The sequence below is a fragment of the Pseudomonas morbosilactucae genome, assembly GCF_023241715.1.
GTDB lineage: Bacteria > Pseudomonadota > Gammaproteobacteria > Pseudomonadales > Pseudomonadaceae > Aquipseudomonas > Aquipseudomonas morbosilactucae.
Window position 1 is genome coordinate 27,186 of the sequence record NZ_JALQCW010000089.1, and the last position, 22,782, is coordinate 49,967.

19 protein-coding genes are annotated in these 22,782 nt (G+C 63.1%); 10 read left to right on the plus strand and 9 right to left on the minus strand.

The annotated features are described in order from the left end of the window. Window positions 1–87: 87 nt before the first annotated feature. Together araD1 and M1B34_RS29220 are read left to right on the plus strand one after the other, a co-directional pair. Window positions 88–1,086 carry an AraD1 family protein gene (gene araD1, locus M1B34_RS29215; protein ID WP_123336190.1) on the plus strand — a complete coding sequence of 333 codons (999 nt, stop codon included), beginning with the start codon at window positions 88–90 and terminating at the stop codon, window positions 1,084–1,086. Window positions 1,087–1,186: 100 nt separating this feature from the next. Then, on the plus strand, window positions 1,187–2,767 hold the full coding sequence (locus M1B34_RS29220; protein WP_268266954.1) for an aldehyde dehydrogenase (NADP(+)): 1,581 nt from the start codon (window positions 1,187–1,189) through the stop codon (window positions 2,765–2,767). Window positions 2,768–2,924: 157 nt separating this feature from the next. Here the strand turns inward: M1B34_RS29220 and M1B34_RS29225 are convergent, their stop codons facing one another. From M1B34_RS29225 to M1B34_RS29245, 5 genes are all read right to left on the minus strand, one after another. Then, window positions 2,925–4,100 (minus strand): L-rhamnonate dehydratase, encoded by a 1,176-nt coding sequence (locus tag M1B34_RS29225; RefSeq protein WP_123336193.1) that lies wholly within the window; start codon window positions 4,098–4,100, stop codon window positions 2,925–2,927. A 32-nt stretch (window positions 4,101–4,132) separates the two neighbouring features. Continuing rightward, complete coding sequence (locus tag M1B34_RS29230; RefSeq protein ID WP_123336195.1) at window positions 4,133–5,458, minus strand: MFS transporter; 1,326 nt, start codon at window positions 5,456–5,458, stop codon at window positions 4,133–4,135. 324 nt (window positions 5,459–5,782) lie between these two features. After that, window positions 5,783–6,787 carry a 4-hydroxythreonine-4-phosphate dehydrogenase PdxA gene (locus M1B34_RS29235; RefSeq protein ID WP_268266955.1) on the minus strand — a complete coding sequence of 335 codons (1,005 nt, stop codon included), beginning with the start codon at window positions 6,785–6,787 and terminating at the stop codon, window positions 5,783–5,785. Continuing rightward, a complete protein-coding gene (locus M1B34_RS29240) occupies window positions 6,784–7,740 on the minus strand; it encodes an amidohydrolase family protein (RefSeq protein ID WP_268266956.1) in 957 nt (318 codons plus the stop codon). The genes M1B34_RS29235 and M1B34_RS29240 overlap by 4 nt, the downstream gene beginning before the upstream one ends. Next, window positions 7,733–9,076 carry an MFS transporter gene (locus M1B34_RS29245; RefSeq protein WP_268266957.1) on the minus strand — a complete coding sequence of 448 codons (1,344 nt, stop codon included), beginning with the start codon at window positions 9,074–9,076 and terminating at the stop codon, window positions 7,733–7,735. The genes M1B34_RS29240 and M1B34_RS29245 overlap by 8 nt, the downstream gene beginning before the upstream one ends. Before the next feature lie 383 nt (window positions 9,077–9,459). On the opposite strand from M1B34_RS29245, the gene M1B34_RS29250 reads away from it, so the two are divergent. The 4 genes from M1B34_RS29250 to M1B34_RS29265 all read left to right on the plus strand — a co-directional run bounded on the left by M1B34_RS29250 (window position 9,460) and on the right by M1B34_RS29265 (window position 13,624). Continuing rightward, on the plus strand, window positions 9,460–10,473 hold the full coding sequence (locus tag M1B34_RS29250) for a Bug family tripartite tricarboxylate transporter substrate binding protein (protein WP_268266958.1): 1,014 nt from the start codon (window positions 9,460–9,462) through the stop codon (window positions 10,471–10,473). 78 nt (window positions 10,474–10,551) lie between these two features. Then, on the plus strand, window positions 10,552–11,085 hold the full coding sequence (locus M1B34_RS29255) for a tripartite tricarboxylate transporter TctB family protein (RefSeq protein WP_268266959.1): 534 nt from the start codon (window positions 10,552–10,554) through the stop codon (window positions 11,083–11,085). Next, window positions 11,082–12,611 (plus strand): tripartite tricarboxylate transporter permease, encoded by a 1,530-nt coding sequence (locus M1B34_RS29260; protein ID WP_123336207.1) that lies wholly within the window; start codon window positions 11,082–11,084, stop codon window positions 12,609–12,611. The genes M1B34_RS29255 and M1B34_RS29260 overlap by 4 nt, the downstream gene beginning before the upstream one ends. Window positions 12,612–12,679: 68 nt before the next feature. Next, window positions 12,680–13,624 (plus strand): LysR family transcriptional regulator, encoded by a 945-nt coding sequence (locus tag M1B34_RS29265; protein WP_123336209.1) that lies wholly within the window; start codon window positions 12,680–12,682, stop codon window positions 13,622–13,624. A 39-nt stretch (window positions 13,625–13,663) separates the two neighbouring features. Here M1B34_RS29265 and M1B34_RS29270 read toward each other — a convergent pair whose 3' ends face one another. Then, window positions 13,664–13,999, minus strand: a complete 336-nt coding sequence (locus M1B34_RS29270; RefSeq protein WP_341870562.1) for a type 1 fimbrial protein — start codon at window positions 13,997–13,999, stop codon at window positions 13,664–13,666. A 410-nt stretch (window positions 14,000–14,409) separates the two neighbouring features. On the opposite strand from M1B34_RS29270, the gene M1B34_RS29275 reads away from it, so the two are divergent. Beyond that, on the plus strand, window positions 14,410–15,969 hold the full coding sequence (locus M1B34_RS29275) for a sensor domain-containing diguanylate cyclase (RefSeq protein ID WP_268266960.1): 1,560 nt from the start codon (window positions 14,410–14,412) through the stop codon (window positions 15,967–15,969). 27 nt (window positions 15,970–15,996) lie between these two features. Here the strand turns inward: M1B34_RS29275 and M1B34_RS29280 are convergent, their stop codons facing one another. The 3 genes from M1B34_RS29280 to cysK form a co-directional block, all read right to left on the minus strand. Continuing rightward, on the minus strand, window positions 15,997–16,860 hold the full coding sequence (locus M1B34_RS29280) for a DMT family transporter (RefSeq protein ID WP_268266961.1): 864 nt from the start codon (window positions 16,858–16,860) through the stop codon (window positions 15,997–15,999). A gap of 354 nt (window positions 16,861–17,214) precedes the next feature. After that, complete coding sequence (locus M1B34_RS29285; protein WP_268266962.1) at window positions 17,215–18,150, minus strand: aspartyl/asparaginyl beta-hydroxylase domain-containing protein; 936 nt, start codon at window positions 18,148–18,150, stop codon at window positions 17,215–17,217. 228 nt (window positions 18,151–18,378) lie between these two features. Further along, window positions 18,379–19,353 (minus strand): cysteine synthase A, encoded by a 975-nt coding sequence (cysK, locus tag M1B34_RS29290; protein ID WP_268266963.1) that lies wholly within the window; start codon window positions 19,351–19,353, stop codon window positions 18,379–18,381. Window positions 19,354–19,479: 126 nt separating this feature from the next. On the opposite strand from cysK, the gene M1B34_RS29295 reads away from it, so the two are divergent. The 3 genes from M1B34_RS29295 (at window position 19,480) to M1B34_RS29305 (ending at window position 22,733) form a co-directional block, all read left to right on the plus strand. Beyond that, window positions 19,480–20,556: a DUF748 domain-containing protein gene (locus M1B34_RS29295; RefSeq protein ID WP_268266964.1), complete on the plus strand. Its 1,077-nt coding sequence runs from the start codon at window positions 19,480–19,482 to the stop codon at window positions 20,554–20,556. A gap of 140 nt (window positions 20,557–20,696) precedes the next feature. Further along, window positions 20,697–21,542, plus strand: a complete 846-nt coding sequence (locus M1B34_RS29300) for an AAA family ATPase (RefSeq protein ID WP_123336222.1) — start codon at window positions 20,697–20,699, stop codon at window positions 21,540–21,542. A 12-nt stretch (window positions 21,543–21,554) separates the two neighbouring features. Further along, a complete protein-coding gene (locus M1B34_RS29305; protein WP_123336223.1) occupies window positions 21,555–22,733 on the plus strand; it encodes a vWA domain-containing protein in 1,179 nt (392 codons plus the stop codon). The last annotated feature ends 49 nt before the right edge of the window (window positions 22,734–22,782 follow it).

Genomic DNA, 22,782 nt, shown 5'->3' on the forward strand with positions numbered 1-22,782 from the left:
AGGCAGCATCGCCGTGGAATTTTACAGTGCTGTTAAGCGGGCCCGGCTGCCGGACCCTGGATAACAACAAGCACGAGTTCATTTGCGATGAATATGATCCAGTTTGAAAACACCCAGGGCCACCGCCAGGTCGGCCTGATCGATGGCGAGAGCATCCGCCCGGTAAACGCGGTGCGCACCATGCGCGAGCTGGCCCTGCAGGCGATTCGCAATGGCCGTGACCTGGCGGCCGAAGTGGCGGCCCTGGGCACCCAGGACCACACCGAAAGTTATCCCCTGGCCCTGGCCGAAGGCCGGGTACTGCCGCCCCTGGATCATGAAGACCCGGCCCATTGCCTGATCAGCGGCACCGGCCTGACCCACCTGGGCAGCGCCTCGACCCGGGACAAGATGCACCAGCAGAAAACCGATGCACCTGCCGCCAGTACCGATACCGCACGCATGTTCCAGTGGGGCATCGAAGGCGGGCGGCCGGCGCCGGGCGTGGTCGGCACCCAGCCGGAGTGGTTCTACAAGGGCGACGGTTCCATCGTCGTGCGCCCGGGCCAGGCCCTGCAGTCGCCGGACTTCGCCGAAGACGCTGGCGAAGAGCCGGAACTCACCGGGCTCTACGTGATTGGTGACGACGGCCAGCCCTATCGCATCGGCTTCGCCCTGGGCAACGAGTTCTCCGACCATGTGGTGGAGCGCAAAAATTATCTGTACCTGGCCCATTCCAAGCTGCGCAACTGCAGCTTCGGCCCGGAACTGCGGGTGGGCGAACTGCCGCGCAACCTGGTGGGCATGAGCCGCATCCGCCGCGGCGACCAGGTGCTCTGGGAGAAGGAGTTCCTCAGCGGCGAGGACAACATGTGCCACAGCCTGGAAAACCTTGAGTACCACCACTTCAAGTACCGGCAATTCCTGCGGCCCGGTGACGTGCACGTGCACTTCTTCGGCACCGCGACCCTGTCCTTTGCCGATCAGGTACGAACCCAGGTCGGTGACCGCTTCGAGATCAGCCTGCCGGAGTTTGGCGCACCGCTGGTCAACGGCATTGAAGTGGCCGAATGCCCAGTCCGCATCGGTGAGGTCCGCCGCCTTTGAAGACGGCCTCGCCACGCACTTTCAGACACCGGTCAAGCCGGTGATTTTCCTTCAGGGCGCCAGCAGGCGCCCCGTTTCATCGTGATACCAGGAGGCAGCAATGACTCAGATCCTCGGCCACAACTACATCGGTGGCCTGCGCAGCGCCCAGGGCGACATCCGTCTGCAAAGCCTGGACGCCAGCACCGGCGAAGCCTTGCCCTATGAATTCATCCAGGCCACCGACAGCGAAGTCGACGCCGCAGCCCAGGCCGCGGCCCGGGCCTACCCGCTGTACCGCAACCTCTCGGCCGAACGCCGGGCGCAGTTCCTCGATGCCATCGCCGATGAAATCGACGCCCTGGGGGATGATTTCGTCGCCCTGGTGTGCCGTGAAACCGCCCTGCCCGCTGGGCGTATCCAGGGCGAACGGGGCCGCACCAGCGGGCAGATGCGTCTGTTTGCCAAGGTCCTGCGGCGCGGCGATTTCTATGGCGCGCGCATCGACCGCGCCCTGCCCGATCGTCAACCCCTGCCCCGCCCCGACCTGCGCCAGTGCCGCATCGGCCTGGGCCCGGTGGCGGTGTTCGGTGCCAGCAACTTCCCCCTGGCCTTCTCTACCGCCGGTGGCGACACCGCGGCGGCCCTGGCTGCTGGCTGCCCCGTGGTGTTCAAGGCCCACAGCGGGCACATGGCAACCGCCGACCAAGTGGCGTCGGCGATCCTGCGGGCCGCTGAGCGCACCGAGATGCCGGCCGGAGTCTTCAACATGATTTATGGCGGCGGCGTAGGTGCCACCCTGGTCAAGCACCCGGCGATCCAGGCCGTGGGCTTCACCGGTTCCCTCGGCGGTGGCCGGGCCCTGTGCGACATGGCCGCGGCACGCCCACAGCCGATCCCGGTGTTTGCCGAGATGTCGAGCATCAACCCGATCCTGGTGCTGCCGGAAGCCCTGCGTGTGCGCGGTGAACGCATCGCCGTGGAACTGGGCAACAGCGTGGTGCTGGGTGCGGGGCAGTTCTGCACCAGCCCGGGCCTGGTCCTGGGCATCGCTTCGGCGGAGTTTTCCGCGTTTGTCGCCAGCCTCGCCCAGTTCTTCAACGAGCAGCCGGCCCACACCCTGCTCAATGCCGGCGGCTTGCGCAGCTACAGCAACGGCCTGTCGCGCCTCGACGCCCTGGAGGGCATCCGCCACCTGGCCGGCCAGCCGCAACAGGGCCAGCAAGCCCGTCCGCAGCTGTACCAGGCCGACGTAGCGTTGCTGCTGAACCAGGAGGAAGTGCTGCAGGAAGAAATCTTCGGCCCGACCACCATCGTCGTTGAAGTCGCCGACCAGGCCCAGTTGGAGCAAGCCTTGCGCAGCCTGCACGGGCAACTGACTGCCACCCTGTTGGCCGAGCCGGACGACCTGCAGCGCTTCGCCAGCCTGGTGCCGATCCTCGAAGAAAAGGCCGGGCGCCTGCTGCTCAACGGCTACCCGACCGGGGTCGAAGTCTGTGATGCGATGGTGCATGGCGGCCCTTACCCAGCCACCTCCGATGCCCGGGGCACCTCCGTGGGCACCCTGGCCATCGAGCGTTTCCTGCGCCCGGTGTGCTATCAGAACTACCCCGATGCCCTGCTGCCCCAAGCCCTGCAAAACGCCAACCCGCTGAACATCCAGCGCCTGGTGGACGGCGAAAGCACGCGGACGGCGCTGTAACGCCACAACCTTCCGGCACCTGCGACGACCGCCTTCGGGCGGTCGTTTTTTTTTGCTGGGTCAAACCTTCGGCAACTGCCACACAGCACAACGCCGGCCTCAAGGGGCCGGCGTTGTGCTGTGTGGCTGGGTGGTTTGTAGGGCGGTGGCTTGCCCCTTACTCGATGATATTGAAGTCGCTCAAGTATTCATCGGAGATTTCCAGGCCCAGGCCCGGCTTGTGGTCGTCGAGCTGGATGTAGCCATTGACCGGTTGCGGCTCGCCCTTGAACACGTAGTAGAAGAGTTCGTTGCCGACTTCGACATCGAACACCGGGAAGAACTCGGCCATCGGCGAAGCAGTGGTGGACATGGTCAGGTGGTAGTTGTGCATCTGCCCGGCATGGGGGATCACCGGCACCGACCAGGCTTCGGCCATGGCGTTGATCTTGCGCGCCGCGGTGATGCCGCCCACGCGGTTGGTGTCGTACTGGATCACGTCGACGGCGCGACGTTCCAGGAGATCCTTGAAGCCGTAGGAGGTGAACTCGTGCTCGCCACCGGAGATCGGCATGATGCCCATCTTCTTCAGCTCGATATAACCCTCGATGTCATCGGCAATCACCGGTTCTTCCAGCCAGCGCGGTTCGAACTCGGCCAGCTTGGGCAACATGCGCCGGGCGTATTCCAGGGTCCAGCCCATGTAGCACTCAAGCATGATGTCCACGTCCGGGCCGGCCAGCTCACGCAAGGCACGCACCTGCTCGATGTTGCGGCGCATGCCCGCCGGGCCGTCCTTGGGGCCGTAGCCAAAACGCATCTTCAGCGCCGTGAAGCCCTGGCTCAGGTAACCCTGGGCCTCTTCGAGGAACAGGTCGAGGTTGTCGTTGGCATAGAGCTTGGACGCGTAGGTCCAGATCTTCTCCTTGGTGCGCCCGCCCAACAGCTTGAACACCGGTTTGTTCACCGCCTTGCCCATGATGTCCCAGATGGCGATGTCGATCGCCGAGATGGCCGCCATGCCGATGCCCTTGCGGCCCCAGGCATGGCTCTGGCGGTACATTTTCTGCCAGATGTATTCGTTGTCGAAGGGGTCTTCACCGATGGCGATGGGTGCCAGGTAGGTGTCGATGATTTCCTTGGCCACACGCGGGGCCAGGGCGCAGTTGCCGATGCCGACGATGCCGCTGTCGGTCTCCACTTCCACCACCAGCCAGCCGTGGAAGCGGAACGAGCCCATGGCATCGCCACGCTCGAAAAGAATGTCACTGGCATTGGTGCAGAAGTGCGCTTGGGGCGGGACGACTTTGCCCTTCCACTCGAAAACGCGGGTACGGATGGCTTTGATTTTCATGGTGTGGGTTCCTTGCTAAGGCGTGGGAGTGATCAACCGACCTGGGCCGGCGTAAGCGAGTTAGGCGAGGTCGGGGTGTGCCGGGTGTTCAAGCGCGACAGCAGGATGGCACCGAGGATGCCCACTAGGGCCAGGGCGAACATGCCGGCGCGCGGATCGGCGAACTGGGTTTCCATCAGGGTCTTGAGGTTGGGTGCGACAAAGCCGCCGAGGTTGCCGATGGAGTTGATCAGGGCAATGCCACCGGCTGCCGCGGCACCGCTGAGGTAACCGGTGGGGATGGTCCAGAACAGTGGCTGCACGGCGACAAAACCGGCGGCGGCAAAACAGAAGGCCAGCACCACCGGGACCATGCTGCTGCCCAGGGCCGAGGCGGCAATACCGGCGGCGGCCATGGTCAGCATGCACACCGCCAGGCGTTGGTGCTGGCCACTGCGGTCGGCGTAGCGAGTGATCAGGCGGGTCACCACCAGGGCGCAGACCCAGGGGATCGCGGTGATCAGGCCGACGTTCAGGCCGACATGGCCGTCGAGCAAACCGGCGATGCGCGTCGGCAGGTAGAACACCACGCCGTAGACACTCATCTGGATGGTGAAATACGCCAGGCAGAACTGCAGCACCCGAGGGTTGCGCAAGGCACTGAGAAAGCCGTGGGGGCTGCTGCCTTGCTTCTTCGCGTCCTCTTCGGCCAGGGCGTTTTGCAGCGCCTGCTTCTGCTCGACGCTCAACCAGCGCGCATCGGCCGGGCGGTCCACCAGGTAGAAGTAGGCGGCGATGCCCACCACCGACGCCATCAGGCCCTCGACCACGAACAGCCATTGCCAGTTGGTCAGGCCGAACACCCCGTGAAACTCCAACAACCAGCCCGACAGCGGACTGCCGAGCACCAGCGCCAGGGGCAGGCCGAAGTAGAACAGGCCCAAGGCCTGGCCACGGCTTTGCGCCGGGAACCAGTAGGTGAGGTACAGGATGATCCCGGGGAAGAACCCGGCCTCGGCAACGCCGAGCATAAAGCGCAGGACGTAAAAGGTTTCGGCGTTGTGGGCGAACATCATCGCCGCCGACACCAGGCCCCAGGTGACCATGATCCGGCATAGCCAGACCTTGGCCCCCAGGCGATGGAGCATGTAGTTGCTGGGCACTTCGAAGAAGGCGTAGCCAATGAAGAAGATGCTGGCGCCAAAGGCGAACGCCGCATCGCCCAGCCCGGTATCGGCCTGCAACGCGGCCTTGGCAAAGCCGACGTTGGAGCGGTCGATAAAGGCCAGGATGTACATGAGGATCAGGAATGGCAGCAAGCGCAGCCGGCTTTTGGAGATAGCGCTGGACAGCGCCAGGACCGAATCGGGACGAGTCATAGGGATGTTCCTTGAGTGCCGTCATGCCTTGCGGAAGAAACAAGGCGGGCTTTTTGTAGTTGTCGAGTCGTCTTGAGCGAGCGTGTTCGGTGGCGGCTTCGGCTCAAGCGATGGGGCGACTTTAGCCAGCGGTGAACACAGCGGCTAATCACTTATGGGCATCCAACGATAACCACAGGTGATAGCAACCAAGCCTTTATTGCCACATAGGGTTATCGGATATTTCACCTTCCCCATTCGCCAAAAAGCCGCCCCCACTGTCCGTAGGGGCCGGCTGGCTGGCGAAGAACGCCGAGGAATAAAACGCCGGGAAGGCCGCGCCGATCAGCGGCTGCGCAGGCCCATGCGGCAGGCGATCTCGAAGGCCTGGCGGATCGCTCCAACGTTGGCCTTGCCCTGCCCGGCGATGTCGAACGCGGTGCCGTGGGCCGGGGTGGTGATGGGGATCGGCAGGCCACCCTGCACCGTCACACCCCGGGAGAAGCCCATGAGCTTGATCGCGATCTGCCCCTGGTCGTGATACATGGTCACCACCGCATCGAAAGCACTGGCATCGCCCTGGACTTTCAAGAAAATCGTGTCGCCCGGGTACGGACCGTCCGCGGCAATGCCCAGGGCCTGGGCTGACCTCACGGCCGGGCCGATGATGTCCAACTCCTCGCGGCCAAACGAGCCGTTGTCGCCGTTGTGCGGGTTCAAGCCGCAGACACCGATCCGCGGCCTGTCCAGGCCATTGCGCTTGAGGGCGTTGTCGATCAGTTGGATGGCTTCCAGCACCCGCTCCTGGCTGAGCAGGCCCGGCACTTCGGACAGCGCCACGTGAGACGTCACCCGGGAAGTCCACAGATTGTCCAGCACGTTGAATTCACAGAACGGCCCATGGAAATCCAGCAGCTCGGCGAACCAGTGCAATTCATCGTTGTGGGCCATGCCGGCCATGTGCAGCGAGGTCTTGTTCAAGGGCCCGAACAACACCGCGTCCGTGGCCCCGCGCTCGGTCAGGCGCAGGGCCACTTCCAGGGTGTCGAGGCTGTAGCGCCCGCCGATCGCACTGGCCTCACTGCGCGGGAACGGGCCCAGGGCGCTGCCGCGAAAATCGTAGAACAACGGCGTGTCGTCACTGAACACCAGGTCTTCCAGGGAACTCACCGGGCGATAGGGAAACGTCACCCCGGCGATGTCCATGCCGCAGCGCATCTCTGCCTCATCGGCAATCAGGATCACCTGGGCCTGGGCCCGCACCTGGGGATCGCCGAGCAAACGCGCGATAAGCTCCGGGCCGATGCCCGCGGGGTCGCCCAGGACCATGGCGAGGGTACTTTTATTCATGCTTGGCTCCTTACAGATTCAGGCCGTGTGCGGTCGCGGGCGTCAGGCTCGCAACGATAGAGGCGTTGGGCGTTGCTGTAGAACAGGCGCTCCTGATCGGCGCGGGGCAGATAGGCAACGATGTGTTTGAAACCGCTGTAGATGTCATCGAACGACCCACACAGGCTGTCCACCGGGAAGTTGCTGGCGAACATTGCGCGGGCGCTGCCGAACAGTTCGATCACCTGACGTACGATCCAGGCATTGTCTTCGGCGCGCCAGGCTTTACCCCCCTGGCCCAGGCCGGAAATTTTCACCTGCACATTGGGCCATTCGGCCAGCCGCGCCATCGCCCCGTGCCAGGCCGCCAGGCCTTCGGCGCTGCGGTCGCTGGGCAGCCCGGCGTGGTTGAGAATCAGGGTCGTGCCGGGAAAATCCCGGGCCAGCCGCTCGGCTTCCGGCAGGTTCCACCAAGGGGTCTGCAAATCGAAATGCAGCCCCAGGCCTTCCAGGGCGGCAAAGCTGCGGCGCCAGTGTTCATCGCTCATCAGGGTGCGGGTCTGGCCCACCTGTTCGGGCGTTTGGGGCCCGCCGGGCTTGTGCCGGACACTGCGCACGCAAGGGTAGGACGCCTGCTCGGTGAGCACCGCAAGGGCGTCCGGATGATCGAGCCAGGCCTGGGCCACCACCGCATTGGGCACCCCGTAACGCTCGGCCAGGCCCTGGATGAAACGGGTTTCGCCAATCGGATCGCCGGGGTCCCATTCGGTTTCGACGTAGACCGTCTGCACCACTCGATGGGCACCGGCGTCGGCGAAATAATCCTCAGGGAAATAACGCCGCTTAATGGCGCTGTAGTCGCCATAGCGAAAGGCGATCCGAGCCTCCGGCGCGAGCCAGGGGTGGTAGTTGTTCTGCGGGTCCCAGAAGTGATGGTGGGCGTCGACGATCGGGCCATCCCAGAGCTCAGCCATGCGTCACCTCCTGAGGGCCGTCGAGGCTGATCAGCAAAGTGGCCAGGACAAACAGCGCCGAGCAGACCGCAAAGAAGCCCAGTACCGGGGCAAAGCCACCGGCGAACTGCAGGATCACTCCCACCAGGATCGGCACCGCGATGCCACCGGTGCTGCCGGCCATATTCATCACCCCACCGATCAGGCCGACCCGCGCCGGGGCGGCGAGCAGGGCCGGAAAACTCCAGTACAGGCTGCCCCACATCAGGAAGAACGCCGTCAGCGCCAGCAGGGCCACGGCGGCGAAGGGGTTGCTCAGGGTCGGCAGCAGCAGGAACGCCAGCAGCGCAATCACCCCGGAAAACGCCAGCAGGCTCTTCACCGCCACGCCCCGGCTGACGCCCTTGCGCATCAGGCCGTCGCAGAGAAAACCGCCGGTCAGCGAGCCTAGGGCGCCGCAGATAAAGATCACAAAGGTGGCGGCGCCAATGCCCTTGATATCAAAACCCCGGGCCTGGGACAGGTAGCTCGGGCCCCAGGTCAGCAAGCCGAAATAGACCATGGCCCAACTGGCCCGGCCGATCAGCAGCCCGCACAACGAACGGCTGGCGATGCCCAGGCCCTTGACCGGAATCCGTGCCGCTTCGGCGGCCGGTGTGGCCCGGCCGGCGTTGATCTTTTCCAGCTCCGCGGCGTTCACCTGAGGATGGCTGGCGGGGTCGTCGCGCAGGTAACGGTAGGCCACCCAGGCCAGCACCAGGGTCGCTACGCCAGCGATCAAAAAGGCCAGCCGCCAAGAGTCAAGAATGGCAATCAGGTAGGCGATCAACAGCCCGCCAATGGCCACGCCCAGGGGGCTGCCACTGTCCATCAGCACCGCGCCGCGACTGCGTTCGCCCGGGGCCAGCCACAGGGAAATCAGCTTGCCGCCGGAGGGAAACAACGGTGCTTCGGCAGCGCCCAGGGCGACCCGGGCGAACAGCAGGGAAAGCCCGCCAGTGGCAAATGCGGCCAGCACTTGGAAGGTGCCCCAAAGCCCGGTGGACCAGCCGATGACCCGGTGCGGGCCAAAGCGGTCGATCAGCCAGCCGCCGGGAATCTGCAGCAGCGCATAGGCCCAGAAGAAGCTGCTGAGGATCAGCCCTTGCAGGCTCGGCGACAGGGAGAATTCATGGGCGATGGTGGGCATGGCGATGGACAGCGAGACCCGGTCGATCAGGTTGACCATGGTCAGGGCGAAGATCACCGCGAAGATCCGCCAGCGCACATGGCTGGCTCGGCCCCCAGTGTTCGGGGCTGCTGAAGCGTGTTCGACACTTGCAGCGGGCAAGTGCAGGGAAGCACTGGAACGAGCCATGGGGGGGGTACCTCGTTTTCTTATTGTTGTGGGTGCAGCGTGCGCCTTCGAGGGCGCGACCTGGGGTGCACTATCGAAGGCCCAGTGATAACCGTCTAATCAAAACTTGAGATAAGGCGATAGCCAGAGGATATCCCTACAACGATTTCAGACCGCTCCGAGTCCAGCCCCCGTTTTTCCCAGGTTTAACAGCAACCGCTCTGGCTCAATACTTAGCACTGCGAATCTGGTGCAAGCCCGGCCCAACCTATAACCCCAGGCTATCGGTGTATGTATTGTTTTGAGTAGACGTTCGTGGCGGGGCTTCCCACACTCGGCCCAGGCTTGCGGCCCCGGCCAGTGACAAGCCACTCATAACAACTACAAGAACACGAGGCCCTCCCATGCGCACAACATTCGTTCGTCGCACGTCCCGCCTGCTCCTGGGTTGCACCCTGCTGTGCGTCGGCACGCTACCGACCCTGGCCCAGGCCTGGCAACCCGATAAAAACCTGGAAATCGTCGTCGCCGGCGGCCCCGGTGGCGGCACCGACCAACTCGCTCGGCTGATCCAGTCGATCATCGCCACCCACAAGCTGCTGGACGTCAACACCGTGGTGCTGAACAAAGGCGGCGGCAACGGCGCCGAGGCCTTCCTCGACCTGAAAATGGCCAAGGGCGACCCCGACAAACTGGTGATCGGCACCAACAACATCTACCTGCTGCCCCTGGTGTCCAAGCTCGGTTACCAATGGCAGGAACTGACCCCGGTGGCGGCCGTGGCGGAAGATGATTTCATCCTCTGGACCTACAAGGACGCGCCCTGGAAAGACGCCCGGGGCTTCTATGAAACCGTCAAGGCCGACGCCTCGAAACTGCGCATGGGCGGCAGCCAGTCCAAGGATGTCGACCAGACCCTGACCTTGCTGCTGAACCAGACCACCGGCAGCAAGCTCACCTACATCCCCTTCAAGAGCGGCAGCGAGGCGGCCACCCAACTGGCCGGCAAACACATCGCCAGCAACGTCAACAACCCTGCCGAGAGCATCAGCCAATGGCGCGGTGACCAAGTGCAACCGCTCTGCGTGTTCAGCCAGGAACCCATGCGCTACACGGAAAAGGTCGCCGGCGACAAAGCCTGGGCGGATATCCCCACCTGCCATTCCCAAGGCCTGGGCATCGATCAGTACCGCTTCCCGCGGACCGTGTTCATGCCCGGCGAAGTCAGCGCCGAACAACAGGCGTTTTATGTCGAGCTGCTGCGCAAGGTCACCCAGACACCGGAGTTCAAGGCCTACGTGACCCAGAACGCGCTGGTGCCGACCTTCCTCGAGGGCGAGCAACTGACCGCCTACATCGAGCAAGACACCGCCCGCGTCACCCCGGTGTTCAAGAACGCCGGCTGGCTGCGCAACTGATCCAACGGCTGCCGCCCCTCCGGCTCGTTGACTGAGCCGGCCGGGCCCTCGGCAGCCCCTTCTTGCGGAGATACACCCATGTCCCGTTCTGTGGATTCACCCTCACTGGTCGGCACCCGCTGGGTCGAACTCGGCCTGGCCCTGTTCACCGCCCTGGTGGGCGCGATGGTCATGTTCGGCAGCGTCGAACAAGGCATCGGCTGGGGCGACAGCGGCCCCGAGCCGGGTTACTTCCCCTTCTACATCGGCCTGCTGCTCAGCGGCGCCAGCCTGGCCAACGGGCTGCTGACCCTGCTGCGCTGGCAAGCCCTGGGCCTGGCGTTCGTCAGCCGCAGCGCCTTTGGCCAGGTGATGTCGGTGTTCGTGCCCATCGCCCTGTTCGTCGCGGCCATGCCGTTGACCGGTATCTACCTGGCCTCGGCGTTGTTTATTGCCTGGTTCATGTGGCGTGACCGGGTACGGGCCAAACCTTACGAGGCCTGGATGATCGGCAGCGTGTCCCTGGGCGCGGTACTGGCCAGTTACCTGATCTTCGCTCTGTGGTTCAAGGTGCCGCTGGATGCCGGCGCCGTGGGCGACTGGTTGGTCCTGGCCGGGAGCAGCCTGAAATGAGCGAATTCGATTCCCTGCTGCAAGGCATGAACCTGATCCTCACCCCCGGGCACATCGGGCTGATGGTGATCGGTGTGCTGCTGGGCATCCTGGTGGGCGTGCTGCCCGGCCTGGGAGCCCCCAACGGCGTGGCGTTGCTGCTGCCACTGACCTTCACCATGGCCCCGGTGTCGGCCATCATCCTGTTGTCATGCATGTACTGGGGGGCGTTGTTCGGCGGGTCGATCACCTCGATCCTGTTCAACATTCCCGGCGAGCCGTCCTCGGTGGCCACCACCTTCGACGGCTACCCCATGGCCCGCCAGGGACGAGCGGCCGAGGCCCTGACGGCGGCCTTCAGCTCGGCGCTGATCGGGGCGCTGTGCGGGGTGTTGCTGCTGACCTTCCTGTCCACGCGCATCGCCGAGTTCGCCATGTCCTTCAGCTCGCCCGAGTTTTTCGCGGTGTACCTGTTGGCGTTCTGCACCTTTATCGGCATGAGCAAGAACCCGCCGCTCAAGACCCTGGTGGCGATGATGCTCGGTTTCGCCATGGCCGCCGTGGGCATGGACACGGTCTCGGGCAACCTGCGGCTGACTTTCGACCAGCCGATCCTGATGACCGGCATCAGCTTCGAAGTGGCGGTGATTGGCTTGTTCGGCATCGGCGAAATCCTCTGCACCGTGGAAGAGGGCCTGGTGTTTCGCGGCGAGCATGCGCGCATCACGCCCATGGTGATCCTGCGCACCTGGGCCAAGTTGCCGCGTTACTGGCTGACCATCGTCCGCAGTACCTTGGTGGGTTGCTGGATGGGCATCACCCCGGGCGGGCCGACGGCGGCCTCGTTCATGGGCTACAGCCTGGCGCGGCGCTTCTCGAAGAACCGCGAGCAGTTCGGCAAGGGTGAAATCGAAGGGGTGATCGCCCCGGAAACCGCCGACCACGCCGCAGGCACCAGCGCCCTGCTGCCGATGCTGACCCTGGGTATTCCCGGCTCGGCCACCGCCGCGGTGATGCTCGGTGGGCTGATGATCTGGGGCCTGCACCCGGGGCCGACGCTGTTCGTCGAGCAGCATGATTTTGTCTGGGGCCTGATCGCCAGCATGTACCTGGGCAACGTGGTCAGCCTGATCGTGGTCCTGGCCACGGTGCCGCTGTTCGCCTCGATCCTGCGGATTCCGTTCTCGATCATCGCGCCGATCATCATCATGATCTGCGCCATCGGCGCCTACTCGGTGCACAACGCGTTTTTCGACGTGGTGCTGATGCTGGGCTTTGGCGCCCTGGGTTATCTGTTCAAGAAGCTCGGCTACCCCATCGCGCCCCTGGTGCTGGCGGCGGTGCTGGGGGACAAGGCCGAAGACGCGTTCCGCCAGTCGATGCTGTTTTCCGATGGGCAACTGGGCATCTTCTGGTCCAACCCGCTGGTGGGCAGCCTGACCACCGCTGCGCTGCTGATGCTGTTCTGGCCGCTGCTGTCACGCGCAGTACGCAGCCTTCTGGGCCTGCGGGGCGGGCAACCGGCGAAGAGCAACTCGGTGCCCTGATCCCCCCCCTGGCAAGACCTGGCATTTGTTGTCAGGCTTGCCGCTGTCTTTCTCAAGAGCCCGGCCCCATGACCCGAATTCCTGATGCCAATATGATCCACAGCCGCCTGCGCTTGCGACAGATGCGCCTGATGCTGGCCCTGCAGGAGTTCGGTTCGCTCCGCCGCGCCGCCGACCACATCGGCATGACCCAGCCGGCCGCCACCAAGATGCTCCACGAAGCCGAGGACCTGCTGGGCGTCGAGCTGTTCGAGCGCTTGCCCCGGGGCATGCGCCCGACGCCCTACGGCGACACGGTGATCTACTACGCGCAGATGGTTTTCGCCGAACTCAGCGGCATGCGCGAAGAACTGGTGGCGCTGGAGTCCGGCAACCTCGGGCGGGTGGCGGTGGGGGCAATCCCGGCGCTGGCTTCAGGGCTGCTGACCCGCACCATCGCCACCCTCAAGCAAAGCCACCCACGGCTGTCCATGAGCATCCAGGTCGACACCAGCGACGTGCTGGTGCAAGCCCTGCTGCAGGATCAACTGGACATTGTGCTGGGCCGGATTCCCGCGGGCGCGCGGGCGGAAGAATTGATTTTCGACAGCCTCGGCGAAGAGGCGCTGTGCGTGATCGCCGGCGCGCAGAACCCCCTGGCCCAGGCCACGCAACTGAATTGGGCGCAGTTGCAGCATGAGACCTGGGTGCTGCAACAACACCCAAGCCCCATGCGTTCGATCATCAATCAGGTGTTCCACAATGCCCGGGTCGACATTCCCAGCAGCATTGTCGAAACCACCTCGATCATGACCTTGCTCTCCCTGGTACAACAGACCGACATGCTCGGTGTGACGCCCCTGTCCGTGGTGGAGGACTACCCCGGACGTGACTTGCTGGCGATCCTGCCGATCAACTTCGAGGCGCGCTTGCCACCGTTCGGCCTGATTACCCGACGCCATCGCATCGCCTCGTCAGCGATGCAGGCTTTCGTCGGCTCGGTGCGCGCCGAGCACCAATTGACCCTGCCCTGAACTAGGGAAGACTCAAGGTCACCAGGTAGTTGCCCGATGTCACGGGCGGCCGGCGGTATCGACCAGCACGTACCGCTGCTGGTAATAAGGCTCGGCCGTGCCACTGTCGGCCAATAACTTGACCTTGACCCCGGAGCTGTTCAACCCGCTGACCGTGGCCACCGGGTTGACGCTGATGACATTGCCCCGCGCCGCCTTGGGGCATTGGCCCAGCTCCAGACCACCGGGCGAGGCCGTCTCGGAAGCGCGGCAAGGGGTCTCGACGACACTGCCGTTAAAACGGATCACACCTTGAGACATGGGGGGTGCGGCCAAGCAACTGCCCGCCACCCCGAAGAACACGCTGATGCCGGTACCGATAAGTAGACCTCTCATAGGAACTCTCCTGTGTATAAGCGTTATGTCGTCCCCCCATCAGCGACTTTAGTATTTGCGATTCACCCCCCTGAGTTTTTTTGCGCGCACAGCCCTTGCCCAACCGCCCCTGTTCAACGATGGCTGCCGACACCGATGCCCACCGCCCCCTGGGGAACGCGCAAGATCACCAGCTGCTGCCCTGCCAATCCGTTTTTTTACCGATGACATGGCTGGAATATCACTGATCATTCATGTCGTTGATGACCAATCCAGGGAGTGGCCATCATTGGCCAACCACAAAAATGGCCTCTAGCCATCATCGCGTAACTATGAGAATAATCTTCGCCAGAAGCAGGAAGGAATAGTCCTGACGGGGCACTACGCGCATGCAGCTTTCGCCTGGTTCGGAGGTGGCAATGAGTAGTCGGATGTCGCAGTGGATCGAGCACTTCCTCAACCGCAGTCGGCTGATTGAGCCGACACTTTGGCTGGTCCTTGGCAGCGCCATGATCGGCTTGCTGTGGTTGCCCGATCATCACCCGTTGCACCCCCTGGCCACGGGGCTGTTGATCAGCCTCGCCGCGCTCCTGCTGGTGATGCTGTTCTGCACGGTGCGTCAGCAGCGTGAGACGCGCCGCCAGTTGCATGAGCTGAACGCACGCAAAAACCGCATCAAGGCGCTCAATACCCGCTTCGACAACCTGATGAATGCGGCCACCCAAGTGGCCGTCATCAGCACCACCGCTGAAGGACGGATACGCCTGTTCAGTGCCGGCGCCGAGGCCCTGTTCGGCTTCAACCGCGCCGAGATGCTGGGGCGCAATCTGGTGCAACGCCTGTACCTGCCGTCCGATCTCGATGAACGTCGCAAGGCCAGCCAAGACCCGGCGCTGTTGCATACCTCGAACGTGCAACTGATCGATCACCTGTGTCGCAGCAGCGGCGACCAGGCCACGCAATGGAGCTACCAGCGCAAGGACGGCAGCCTGTTTATCGGCGAACTGCGCCGTGCCGAGTTTCACGACCCTGACAGCGGAGGCCTGGAACAGCTCAATGTGATCATCGATGTCAGCGAACGCAACGAACTGCTCAAGGACATCCAGGAGAGCAAGGCCTTCCTGAAAAAACTCACCCAGCGCATTCCCAACGTGCTTTACCAGTACCACCTGCGCGCCTCGGGGGACGGCTATTTCGCCTTCTGCAGCCCGAGTATCGAACAACTTTTCGAACTCAAGGCCGAGGACGTCCTGGGCTTGAGCTTCCTGCATAACCCGCTGTTCAAGCGCGTCCACCCCGAAGACATGCCGCTGATCATCAGCGTGACCCTGGAGTCCAGCCGCAGCGGCGAGGCCTGGGCCTGTGACTTTCGCGTGCAACTGCCACGCCAAGGGCTGCGCTGGCTGCACGGCGAAGCCTACGCCGAGCGCCAGGAGGATCGCAGCGTGGTCTGGTACGGGTCGTTCATGGACATCACCGAACTCAAGGACCGCGAGCACGCCCTGAGTACCCAGGCGGTCACCGACGAGTTGACCGGTATCTACAACCGCCGGCACTTCATGGGCCAACTGGAGTGCCTGGTGGACAGCGGCAAACGCTACGGGACGGGGTTTTCCCTGATCCTGCTGGACCTGGATCACTTCAAGTCAGTCAATGACCGCTGGGGCCACGACATGGGGGACGAGGTGCTCAAGCAAACCTGCCAACTGATTGGCCAACGGCTGCGCACCAGCGATATTTTTTGTCGGATCGGCGGCGAGGAACTGGCGATCCTCTGCCCGCAAACCTCAGGGGAACAGGCCGAACAATTGGCCTGGCAACTGCGGGAAAACCTCGCCCGGCAATCGCTGCCCGTGGTCGGCCCGGTCACCGCCAGCTTCGGTGTGGCGGCCTGGGACCCGGAGCTGTCAGCAGAAAACCTGCTGCGCCTGAGCGACCAGGCGACCTACGCCGCCAAGCTGGCCGGACGCAACCGTGTGCTCAGGGCCTGACGGCGTCCGCCGCCAGGCCCTGGCAGGTCAGGCGCTCTTACGGAACACGAACACCAGGCCGACGATGATCAAGAGCATGCCGAGCAGGCTCAACAGCGCCAGGCGATTACCGAAGAACAGGTAATCCATCACCGCCGTCACTGCCGGCACCAAGTAGAACAGGCTGGTGACATTGACCAGGTTGCCCTGGGCAATCAGCCGGTACAGCAGCAGGGTCGCCAGCACCGAAACCACCAGGCCCATCCACAACACCGGCACCACAAAGCCCAGGCTGTACTCGACATGCATCGGCTGGAAGGGCACGAACACCGCGCACAGCAAGAGCCCCGCCAGGTATTGCACGGGCAACGTCCCCAACGGGTTATCGGTGATGCGCTTCTGCATGATCGAGCCCAGGGTCATGCTGACCAGGGCCAGCAAGGCAAAGAGCATCCCGACCAGGGACATTCCCGCCAGACCAATGCCTTGGTAGACCACCATGATCAGCCCCGCCAACCCCAGGCCCAGGCCGAACATCCGGCTCCAGGACCGCTGACGCTCCATCAGCACCACGGTAAGGATCGGCTGCACCCCCATCAGGGTGGCCATGACCCCGGGCGTGACCTTCAGGCTCAAGGCCAGCAGGTAGAAGATCTGGTAGGCGCCCAACAGCACCAGGCCCGTGACCGCCGCGTAGAGCATCGGGCCACGCCCACGGGGCAACCTGAGCTTGAGCAAGGGCATCAGTAGCACCAGGCCGCACAGGGCAATGGCAAAGCGAATCACTAGGAAGGCAAAGGGCGATGCATGGGCCAGGCCCCATTTGGAGAAGATTGCGCCACTGCTCCAGAGCAGGACGAACAGGCTCGTGGAAGCCGCCGCCAGCGCGGATTTTTTGGAAATGAGCAACATGAAAACCACCTGTAGTCAGGCAAAAAGCCAACTCAGCAAAAGCTGAAATTCAGTCGTGTTTTTTCAGGCGGGCGCAGGCAACGGCAGCAGTTGCTGATCAGCCCGGAATACCAACGCCTGGCGGTGCTACGACTGCGTAGACCGGCACACTACTGACAGGTGGGGGGTATTGACCGATCTGCGCAGGCTGCTGATTCCCGCACGGCACGACGCCAGCGTTGACCGCTGAAACCACTACCGAGCTGTTGAGGGAAAAGGCCATGTACAGAGGGCTCTTGAGGAGGGAAAAACCTGAGTCGTCTGACTCGTCGAGCGCCGAATATACTCAGCGCCCGATCTTCATTGCAAGAATTATCAGAACAGCCACTTCCACAACGCCACCAGCACCACCACCGCCAGGATCGGCCGCAGGATGCGGTACAGCTTGGGATTGCGGCGCTTCCACTGTTTCACCACGCCGCTGAAGCTGTCGCTGAAGCGCTTGCTCCAGGCGTAGGCCTGGTTGATCCCGCCGACGCGCTCGTCGTCCAGGTTCTGCGGTGCGGTGGCACGGCCCAGCAGACCACTGACCCAACGGTTGAGGCGGGTCATCAGGCGGTTGCTCAGGGGGCGTTCGATGTCACAGAACAGGATCACCCGGGTGGTTTCGGTTTCGTTCTTCACCCAGTGCACGTAGGTTTCGTCGAACATCACATCTTCACCGTCGCGCCAGGCATAGACCTGGCCATCGACGAAAATCCGGCAGTCGTCAGAGTTGGGGGTCGATAGCCCCAGGTGATAGCGCAGGGAACCGGCGAACGGATCACGGTGCGGGTTCAGGTGGCTGCCACCGGGCAGCAAGGCGAACATGGCGCCCTTGACGTTGGGGATGCGGCTGACCAGCTCAACGGTTTTCGGGCACAGGGCTTCGGCCGAAGGCAGGGGTTTGTCGTACCACTTGAGGTAGAAACGCTTCCAGCCCTTCTTGAAAAACGAGCCGAAACCGGCGTCGTTGTTCTTCTCGGCGGCGCGGATGTAGCCCTCGTCGAACAGGTGCATGGCCTCGTCGCGGATCACTTCCCAGTTGTCCTTGAGCACGTCCAGTTCCGGAAACTTGCTGCGGTCCAGGTAAGGCTTGGAGGGCACCGCGGAGAACAGGTACATCAAGGCGTTGTATGGGGCGAACAGCGCGGAATGGTTGACGAACTGGCGCAGTACCGGCAGACGCGCCTTGCCCCGCAGGTGCACGTAAAGAATGCTGCCGACGAACAGCGACAACACCGCGAACTTGGCGGCAAAGGAAAAGCTCATGCAACGACTCCTTGGAAATAGGCAACCGTGAGGGGAGTGTTCACCCGGCCTGGCAGCCGGCCATGATAAACACTCCTGGGCCATGGAAAAACCCGCACCACTGAACATTCAGTATTAACGGCTTTGCAACAAAGGCGTTAAGTAGCATAAGCGCCCGAAGCCTTGAGTGATGTGGGTCAGCATTCGCCGGCAAGCCGGCGGCTTATCAGGCGAATGGCGGCCGTCGCCTTACTGTTGGTTTTCCTGCTCGGTGAACAGATCGCTAAAGAGCATGCTCGACAGGTAGCGCTCGCCGGAGTCCGGCAGGATCACCACAATGGTCTTGCCCTGCATTTCCGGGGTTTCTGCCAGGCGCACGGCAACGGCCATCGCCGCGCCACAGGAAATGCCGCAGAGGATGCCCTCCTCCTGCATCAGACGCAGGGCCATGGCCTTGGACTCTTCATCGGTCACCAGCTCGACCCGGTCGACCATTTCCAGATCGAGGTTCTTCGGCACAAACCCGGCACCGATGCCCTGGATTTTGTGGGGGCTGGGCTTGATCTCTTCGCCAGCCAGTTTCTGGGTAATCACCGGCGAACCCGAAGGCTCGACCGCCACCGACAGAATCGGCTTGCCCTGGGTCTTCTTGATATAGCGCGACACACCGCTGATGGTGCCGCCGGTGCCGACCCCCGCTACCAGCACGTCCACGGCGCCGTCGGTGTCATTCCAGATTTCCGGACCGGTGGTCTTTTCATGGATCGCCGGGTTGGCCGGGTTATCGAACTGCTGCGGCATGAAGTACTTGACCGGGTCGCTGGCCAGGATTTCCGCCGCCTTGTCGATGGCGCCTTTCATGCCCTTGGCCGGCTCGGTCAGCACCAGTTCGGCGCCCAGGGCCTTGAGCACCTTGCGTCGCTCGATGCTCATGGAAGCGGGCATGGTCAGCATCAATTTATAGCCGCGGGCGGCGGCGACGAAGGCCAGGCCGATCCCGGTGTTGCCGGAAGTGGGTTCGACGATGGTCATGCCAGGCTTGAGCCGGCCGGTGCTTTCGGCGTCCCAGATCATGTTCGCGCCGATTCGGCATTTCACCGAGTAGCCCGGGTTACGCCCTTCGATCTTGGCCAGGATGGTCACGCCACGGGGGGCGATGCGGTTGATCTGCACCAAGGGCGTATTACCGATGGAATGGGCGTTGTCAGCAAAAATGCGGCTCATGGCTGGGTCCTTATGCAGCAGTGAAGAAGTGCTCAAGGGTATGCCTCGGACCCATGAGCGTCCAGTCGAGCCGAACGACTGCGGCCACCGGCAGTCCATCCTCTATACGGCTGGAGGCCCATCACCATGAAACGTCGCTACAGTTGGCCCTTGTGGACCCTGGCATGCCTGGTCGTGCTGCTGGTGGCCCTGCATATCGCCCTGCCCTACCTGGTACGCGATTACCTGAATGACAAACTGGCGGACATGGGCGACTACCGTGGCCAGGTCAGCGACGTGGACCTGGCCCTGTGGCGCGGCGCTTATCGCATCAACGGGCTGCAGATCGTCAAGGTCGACGGCAAGGTGCCGGTGCCTTTCGTCGACGCGCCGCTGATCGACCTGGCGGTGAGCTGGCATTCGTTGTGGTACGACCATGCGGTGGTGGCCAAGGTGCTGTTCGTCAAACCGCAACTGAACTTCGTCGACGGCGGCGCCAACAAACAGGCCTCGCAAACCGGCCAGGGCACCGACTGGCGGGCGCAACTGGGCAAGCTTGTACCCATTACCCTGGATGAGGTGCGGATCGACGACGGCACCATCAACTTTCGCAACTTCAGCTCCACGCCGCCGGTGAACATCGGCGCCACCCAGGTCAACGCCAGTATCTACAACCTGACCAACGTCGCCGACGCCGCCGGCAAGCGCGCCGCGCGCTTCGACGGCAAGGCCTTGCTGCAGGGCCAGGCGCCCCTGGAAAGCAGCGCCACCTTCGATCCGCTGAGCAACTTCGAGGACTTCGAATTCCGCCTGCGGGCCCGAGACATCGAACTCAAGCGCTTCAATGACTTCGCCTCGGCCTACGGCAAATTCGACTTCAACGCCGGCCACGGCGATGTGGTGATCGAGGCCCGGGCGGAAAAAGCCCGCCTGACCGGGTACATCAAGCCCTTGCTGCGGGACGTCGAAGTGTTCAATTGGCAGCAGGACGTGGAGAACAAAAACAAAGGCATCCTGCGTTCGGTCTGGAAGGCCCTGGTTGGCGCCAGCGAGAACCTGCTGAAAAACCAAGGCAAAAACCAGTTCGCCACCCGGGTTGAACTCAGCGGCAACGTACACCGCCAGGACATCAGCGCCTTTGGGGCGTTTCTGCAGATTCTGCACAACGGTTTCGTCCAGGCATTCAATGCCCGTTATGAGCAGCCCAAGCCATCGACTGACTGAGTCACCGTGTGACGGCCCATTCAGAGACTGAATGGGCCGTCTGCGTTCACAGTCGACCGGGCGCCGCGTTATAGTCAGCCACCGCGTTTTTCAGTCGACCTGCCCCGGGCAGCTCGCCGTCACCGTTCGAGGATTTGCAGATGAAATTCGAAGGCACCCGCGCCTACGTCGCCACCGATGACTTGAAGCTGGCCGTCAACGCCGCCATCACCCTGGAGCGTCCGCTGCTGGTCAAGGGCGAACCCGGCACCGGCAAGACCATGCTCGCCGAGCAACTGGCCGAGTCCTTTGGCGCCAAGCTGATCACCTGGCACATCAAGTCCACCACCAAGGCCCACCAGGGCCTCTACGAGTACGACGCGGTCAGCCGCCTGCGCGACTCTCAGCTGGGGGTGGACAAGGTCCACGACATCCGCAACTACCTGAAAAAAGGCAAGCTCTGGGAAGCCTTCGAATCCGAGGAGCGGGTGATCCTGCTGATCGACGAAATCGACAAGGCCGACATCGAATTCCCCAACGACCTGCTGCAAGAACTCGACAAGATGGAGTTCTACGTCTACGAAATCGACGAGACCATCAAGGCCAAGCAGCGGCCGATCATCATCATTACCTCCAACAACGAGAAGGAGCTGCCGGACGCCTTCCTGCGCCGCTGCTTCTTCCACTACATCGCCTTCCCCGACCGCACCACCCTGCAGAAAATCGTCGACGTGCATTATCCGGACATCAAGAAGGACCTGGTCAGCGAAGCCCTGGACGTGTTCTTCGACGTGCGCAAAGTGCCCGGCCTGAAGAAGAAGCCTTCAACCTCGGAACTGGTGGACTGGCTCAAGCTGCTGATGGCCGACAACATTGGTGAGGCGGTGCTGCGCGAGCGTGATCCGACCAAGGCCATTCCGCCCCTGGCCGGCGCCCTGGTGAAAAACGAGCAGGATGTGCAGTTGCTGGAGCGTCTGGCGTTCATGAGCCGTCGCGGTAGTCGTTAAGAGGCTGATGCCATGCTGCTCAACCTGTTCAATGAAATGCGCGCGGCCAAGGTGCCGGTGTCGGTGCGCGAACTGCTGGACCTGATCAACGCGCTCAAGCAGCGCGTGACCTTCGCCGACATGGACGAGTTCTATTACCTCGCCCGGGCGATCCTGGTGAAGGATGAACGGCATTTCGACAAGTTCGACCGGGCTTTTGGTGCGTACTTCAACGGCCTGGAAAAGCTCGATGACCACCTGCAGGCGCTGATCCCCGAGGATTGGCTGCGCAAGGAGTTCGAGCGTTCCCTGAGCGATGAAGAGCGGGCGCAGATCCAGTCCCTGGGCGGGCTGGACAAGCTCATCGAAGAGTTCAAGAAACGCCTGGAAGAACAGAAGGAACGCCACGCCGGCGGCAACAAGTGGATCGGCACCGGCGGCACCAGCCCCTTTGGCTCCGGCGGTTTCAACCCGGAAGGCATCCGCGTCGGCGACGCCGGCAAGCGCCAGGGCAAGGCGGTGAAAGTCTGGGACCAGCGCGAGTACAAGAACCTCGACGACTCAGTGGAGCTGGGCACCCGCAACATCAAGGTAGCCCTGCGTCGCCTGCGCAAGTTCGCGCGCCAGGGCGCAGCGGACGAGCTGGACATCGATGGCACCATCGACCACACCGCCCGCGATGCCGGGCTGCTGAACATCCAGATGCGCCCGGAACGCCGCAACAGCATCAAGCTGCTGTTGCTGTTCGACATCGGCGGTTCCATGGATGCCCACGTGAAGATCTGCGAGGAACTGTTCTCGGCCTGCAAGACCGAGTTCAAGCACCTGGAGTACTACTACTTCCACAACTTCATCTATGAATCGGTGTGGAAGAACAACATGCGCCGCGGCTCGGAGCGCACCTCGACCCAGGACCTGCTGCACAAGTACGGCGCCGACTACAAAGTGATCTTCGTCGGTGACGCCGCCATGGCGCCCTACGAAATCACCCAGGCCGGCGGCAGCGTCGAGCACTGGAACGAGGAAGCCGGTTATGTGTGGATGCAGCGCTTTATGGAGAAGTACAAGAAGCTCATCTGGATCAACCCCTACCCGAAGGACACCTGGGGTTACACCGCGTCGACCAACATTGTCCGCGACCTGATCGAGGACCAGATGTACCCGCTGACCCTGCGCGGGCTGGAAGAGGGAATGCGCTTTCTGTCCAAGTAGGTGGAGATTGGTCTTGCGGGCGTGAGCGCTGGCAAGCCGGCGGCTAAGG

Coding starts and splice junctions, on each gene's coding strand:
- cysK (WP_268266963.1), bottom strand. CDS start 19,353: ATGAGCCGCATTTTTGCTGACAACGCCCATTCCATCGGTAATACGCCC.
- M1B34_RS29270 (WP_341870562.1), bottom strand. CDS start 13,999: ATGAGAGGTCTACTTATCGGTACCGGCATCAGCGTGTTCTTCGGGGTG.
- M1B34_RS29260 (WP_123336207.1), top strand. CDS start 11,082: ATGAGCGAATTCGATTCCCTGCTGCAAGGCATGAACCTGATCCTCACC.
- M1B34_RS29305 (WP_123336223.1), top strand. CDS start 21,555: ATGCTGCTCAACCTGTTCAATGAAATGCGCGCGGCCAAGGTGCCGGTG.
- M1B34_RS29255 (WP_268266959.1), top strand. CDS start 10,552: ATGTCCCGTTCTGTGGATTCACCCTCACTGGTCGGCACCCGCTGGGTC.
- M1B34_RS29275 (WP_268266960.1), top strand. CDS start 14,410: ATGTCGCAGTGGATCGAGCACTTCCTCAACCGCAGTCGGCTGATTGAG.
- M1B34_RS29230 (WP_123336195.1), bottom strand. CDS start 5,458: ATGACTCGTCCCGATTCGGTCCTGGCGCTGTCCAGCGCTATCTCCAAA.
- M1B34_RS29240 (WP_268266956.1), bottom strand. CDS start 7,740: ATGGCTGAGCTCTGGGATGGCCCGATCGTCGACGCCCACCATCACTTC.
- M1B34_RS29285 (WP_268266962.1), bottom strand. CDS start 18,150: ATGAGCTTTTCCTTTGCCGCCAAGTTCGCGGTGTTGTCGCTGTTCGTC.
- M1B34_RS29220 (WP_268266954.1), top strand. CDS start 1,187: ATGACTCAGATCCTCGGCCACAACTACATCGGTGGCCTGCGCAGCGCC.
- M1B34_RS29245 (WP_268266957.1), bottom strand. CDS start 9,076: ATGGCTCGTTCCAGTGCTTCCCTGCACTTGCCCGCTGCAAGTGTCGAA.
- M1B34_RS29250 (WP_268266958.1), top strand. CDS start 9,460: ATGCGCACAACATTCGTTCGTCGCACGTCCCGCCTGCTCCTGGGTTGC.
- araD1 (WP_123336190.1), top strand. CDS start 88: ATGAATATGATCCAGTTTGAAAACACCCAGGGCCACCGCCAGGTCGGC.
- M1B34_RS29235 (WP_268266955.1), bottom strand. CDS start 6,787: ATGAATAAAAGTACCCTCGCCATGGTCCTGGGCGACCCCGCGGGCATC.
- M1B34_RS29295 (WP_268266964.1), top strand. CDS start 19,480: ATGAAACGTCGCTACAGTTGGCCCTTGTGGACCCTGGCATGCCTGGTC.
- M1B34_RS29300 (WP_123336222.1), top strand. CDS start 20,697: ATGAAATTCGAAGGCACCCGCGCCTACGTCGCCACCGATGACTTGAAG.
- M1B34_RS29265 (WP_123336209.1), top strand. CDS start 12,680: ATGACCCGAATTCCTGATGCCAATATGATCCACAGCCGCCTGCGCTTG.
- M1B34_RS29280 (WP_268266961.1), bottom strand. CDS start 16,860: ATGTTGCTCATTTCCAAAAAATCCGCGCTGGCGGCGGCTTCCACGAGC.
- M1B34_RS29225 (WP_123336193.1), bottom strand. CDS start 4,100: ATGAAAATCAAAGCCATCCGTACCCGCGTTTTCGAGTGGAAGGGCAAA.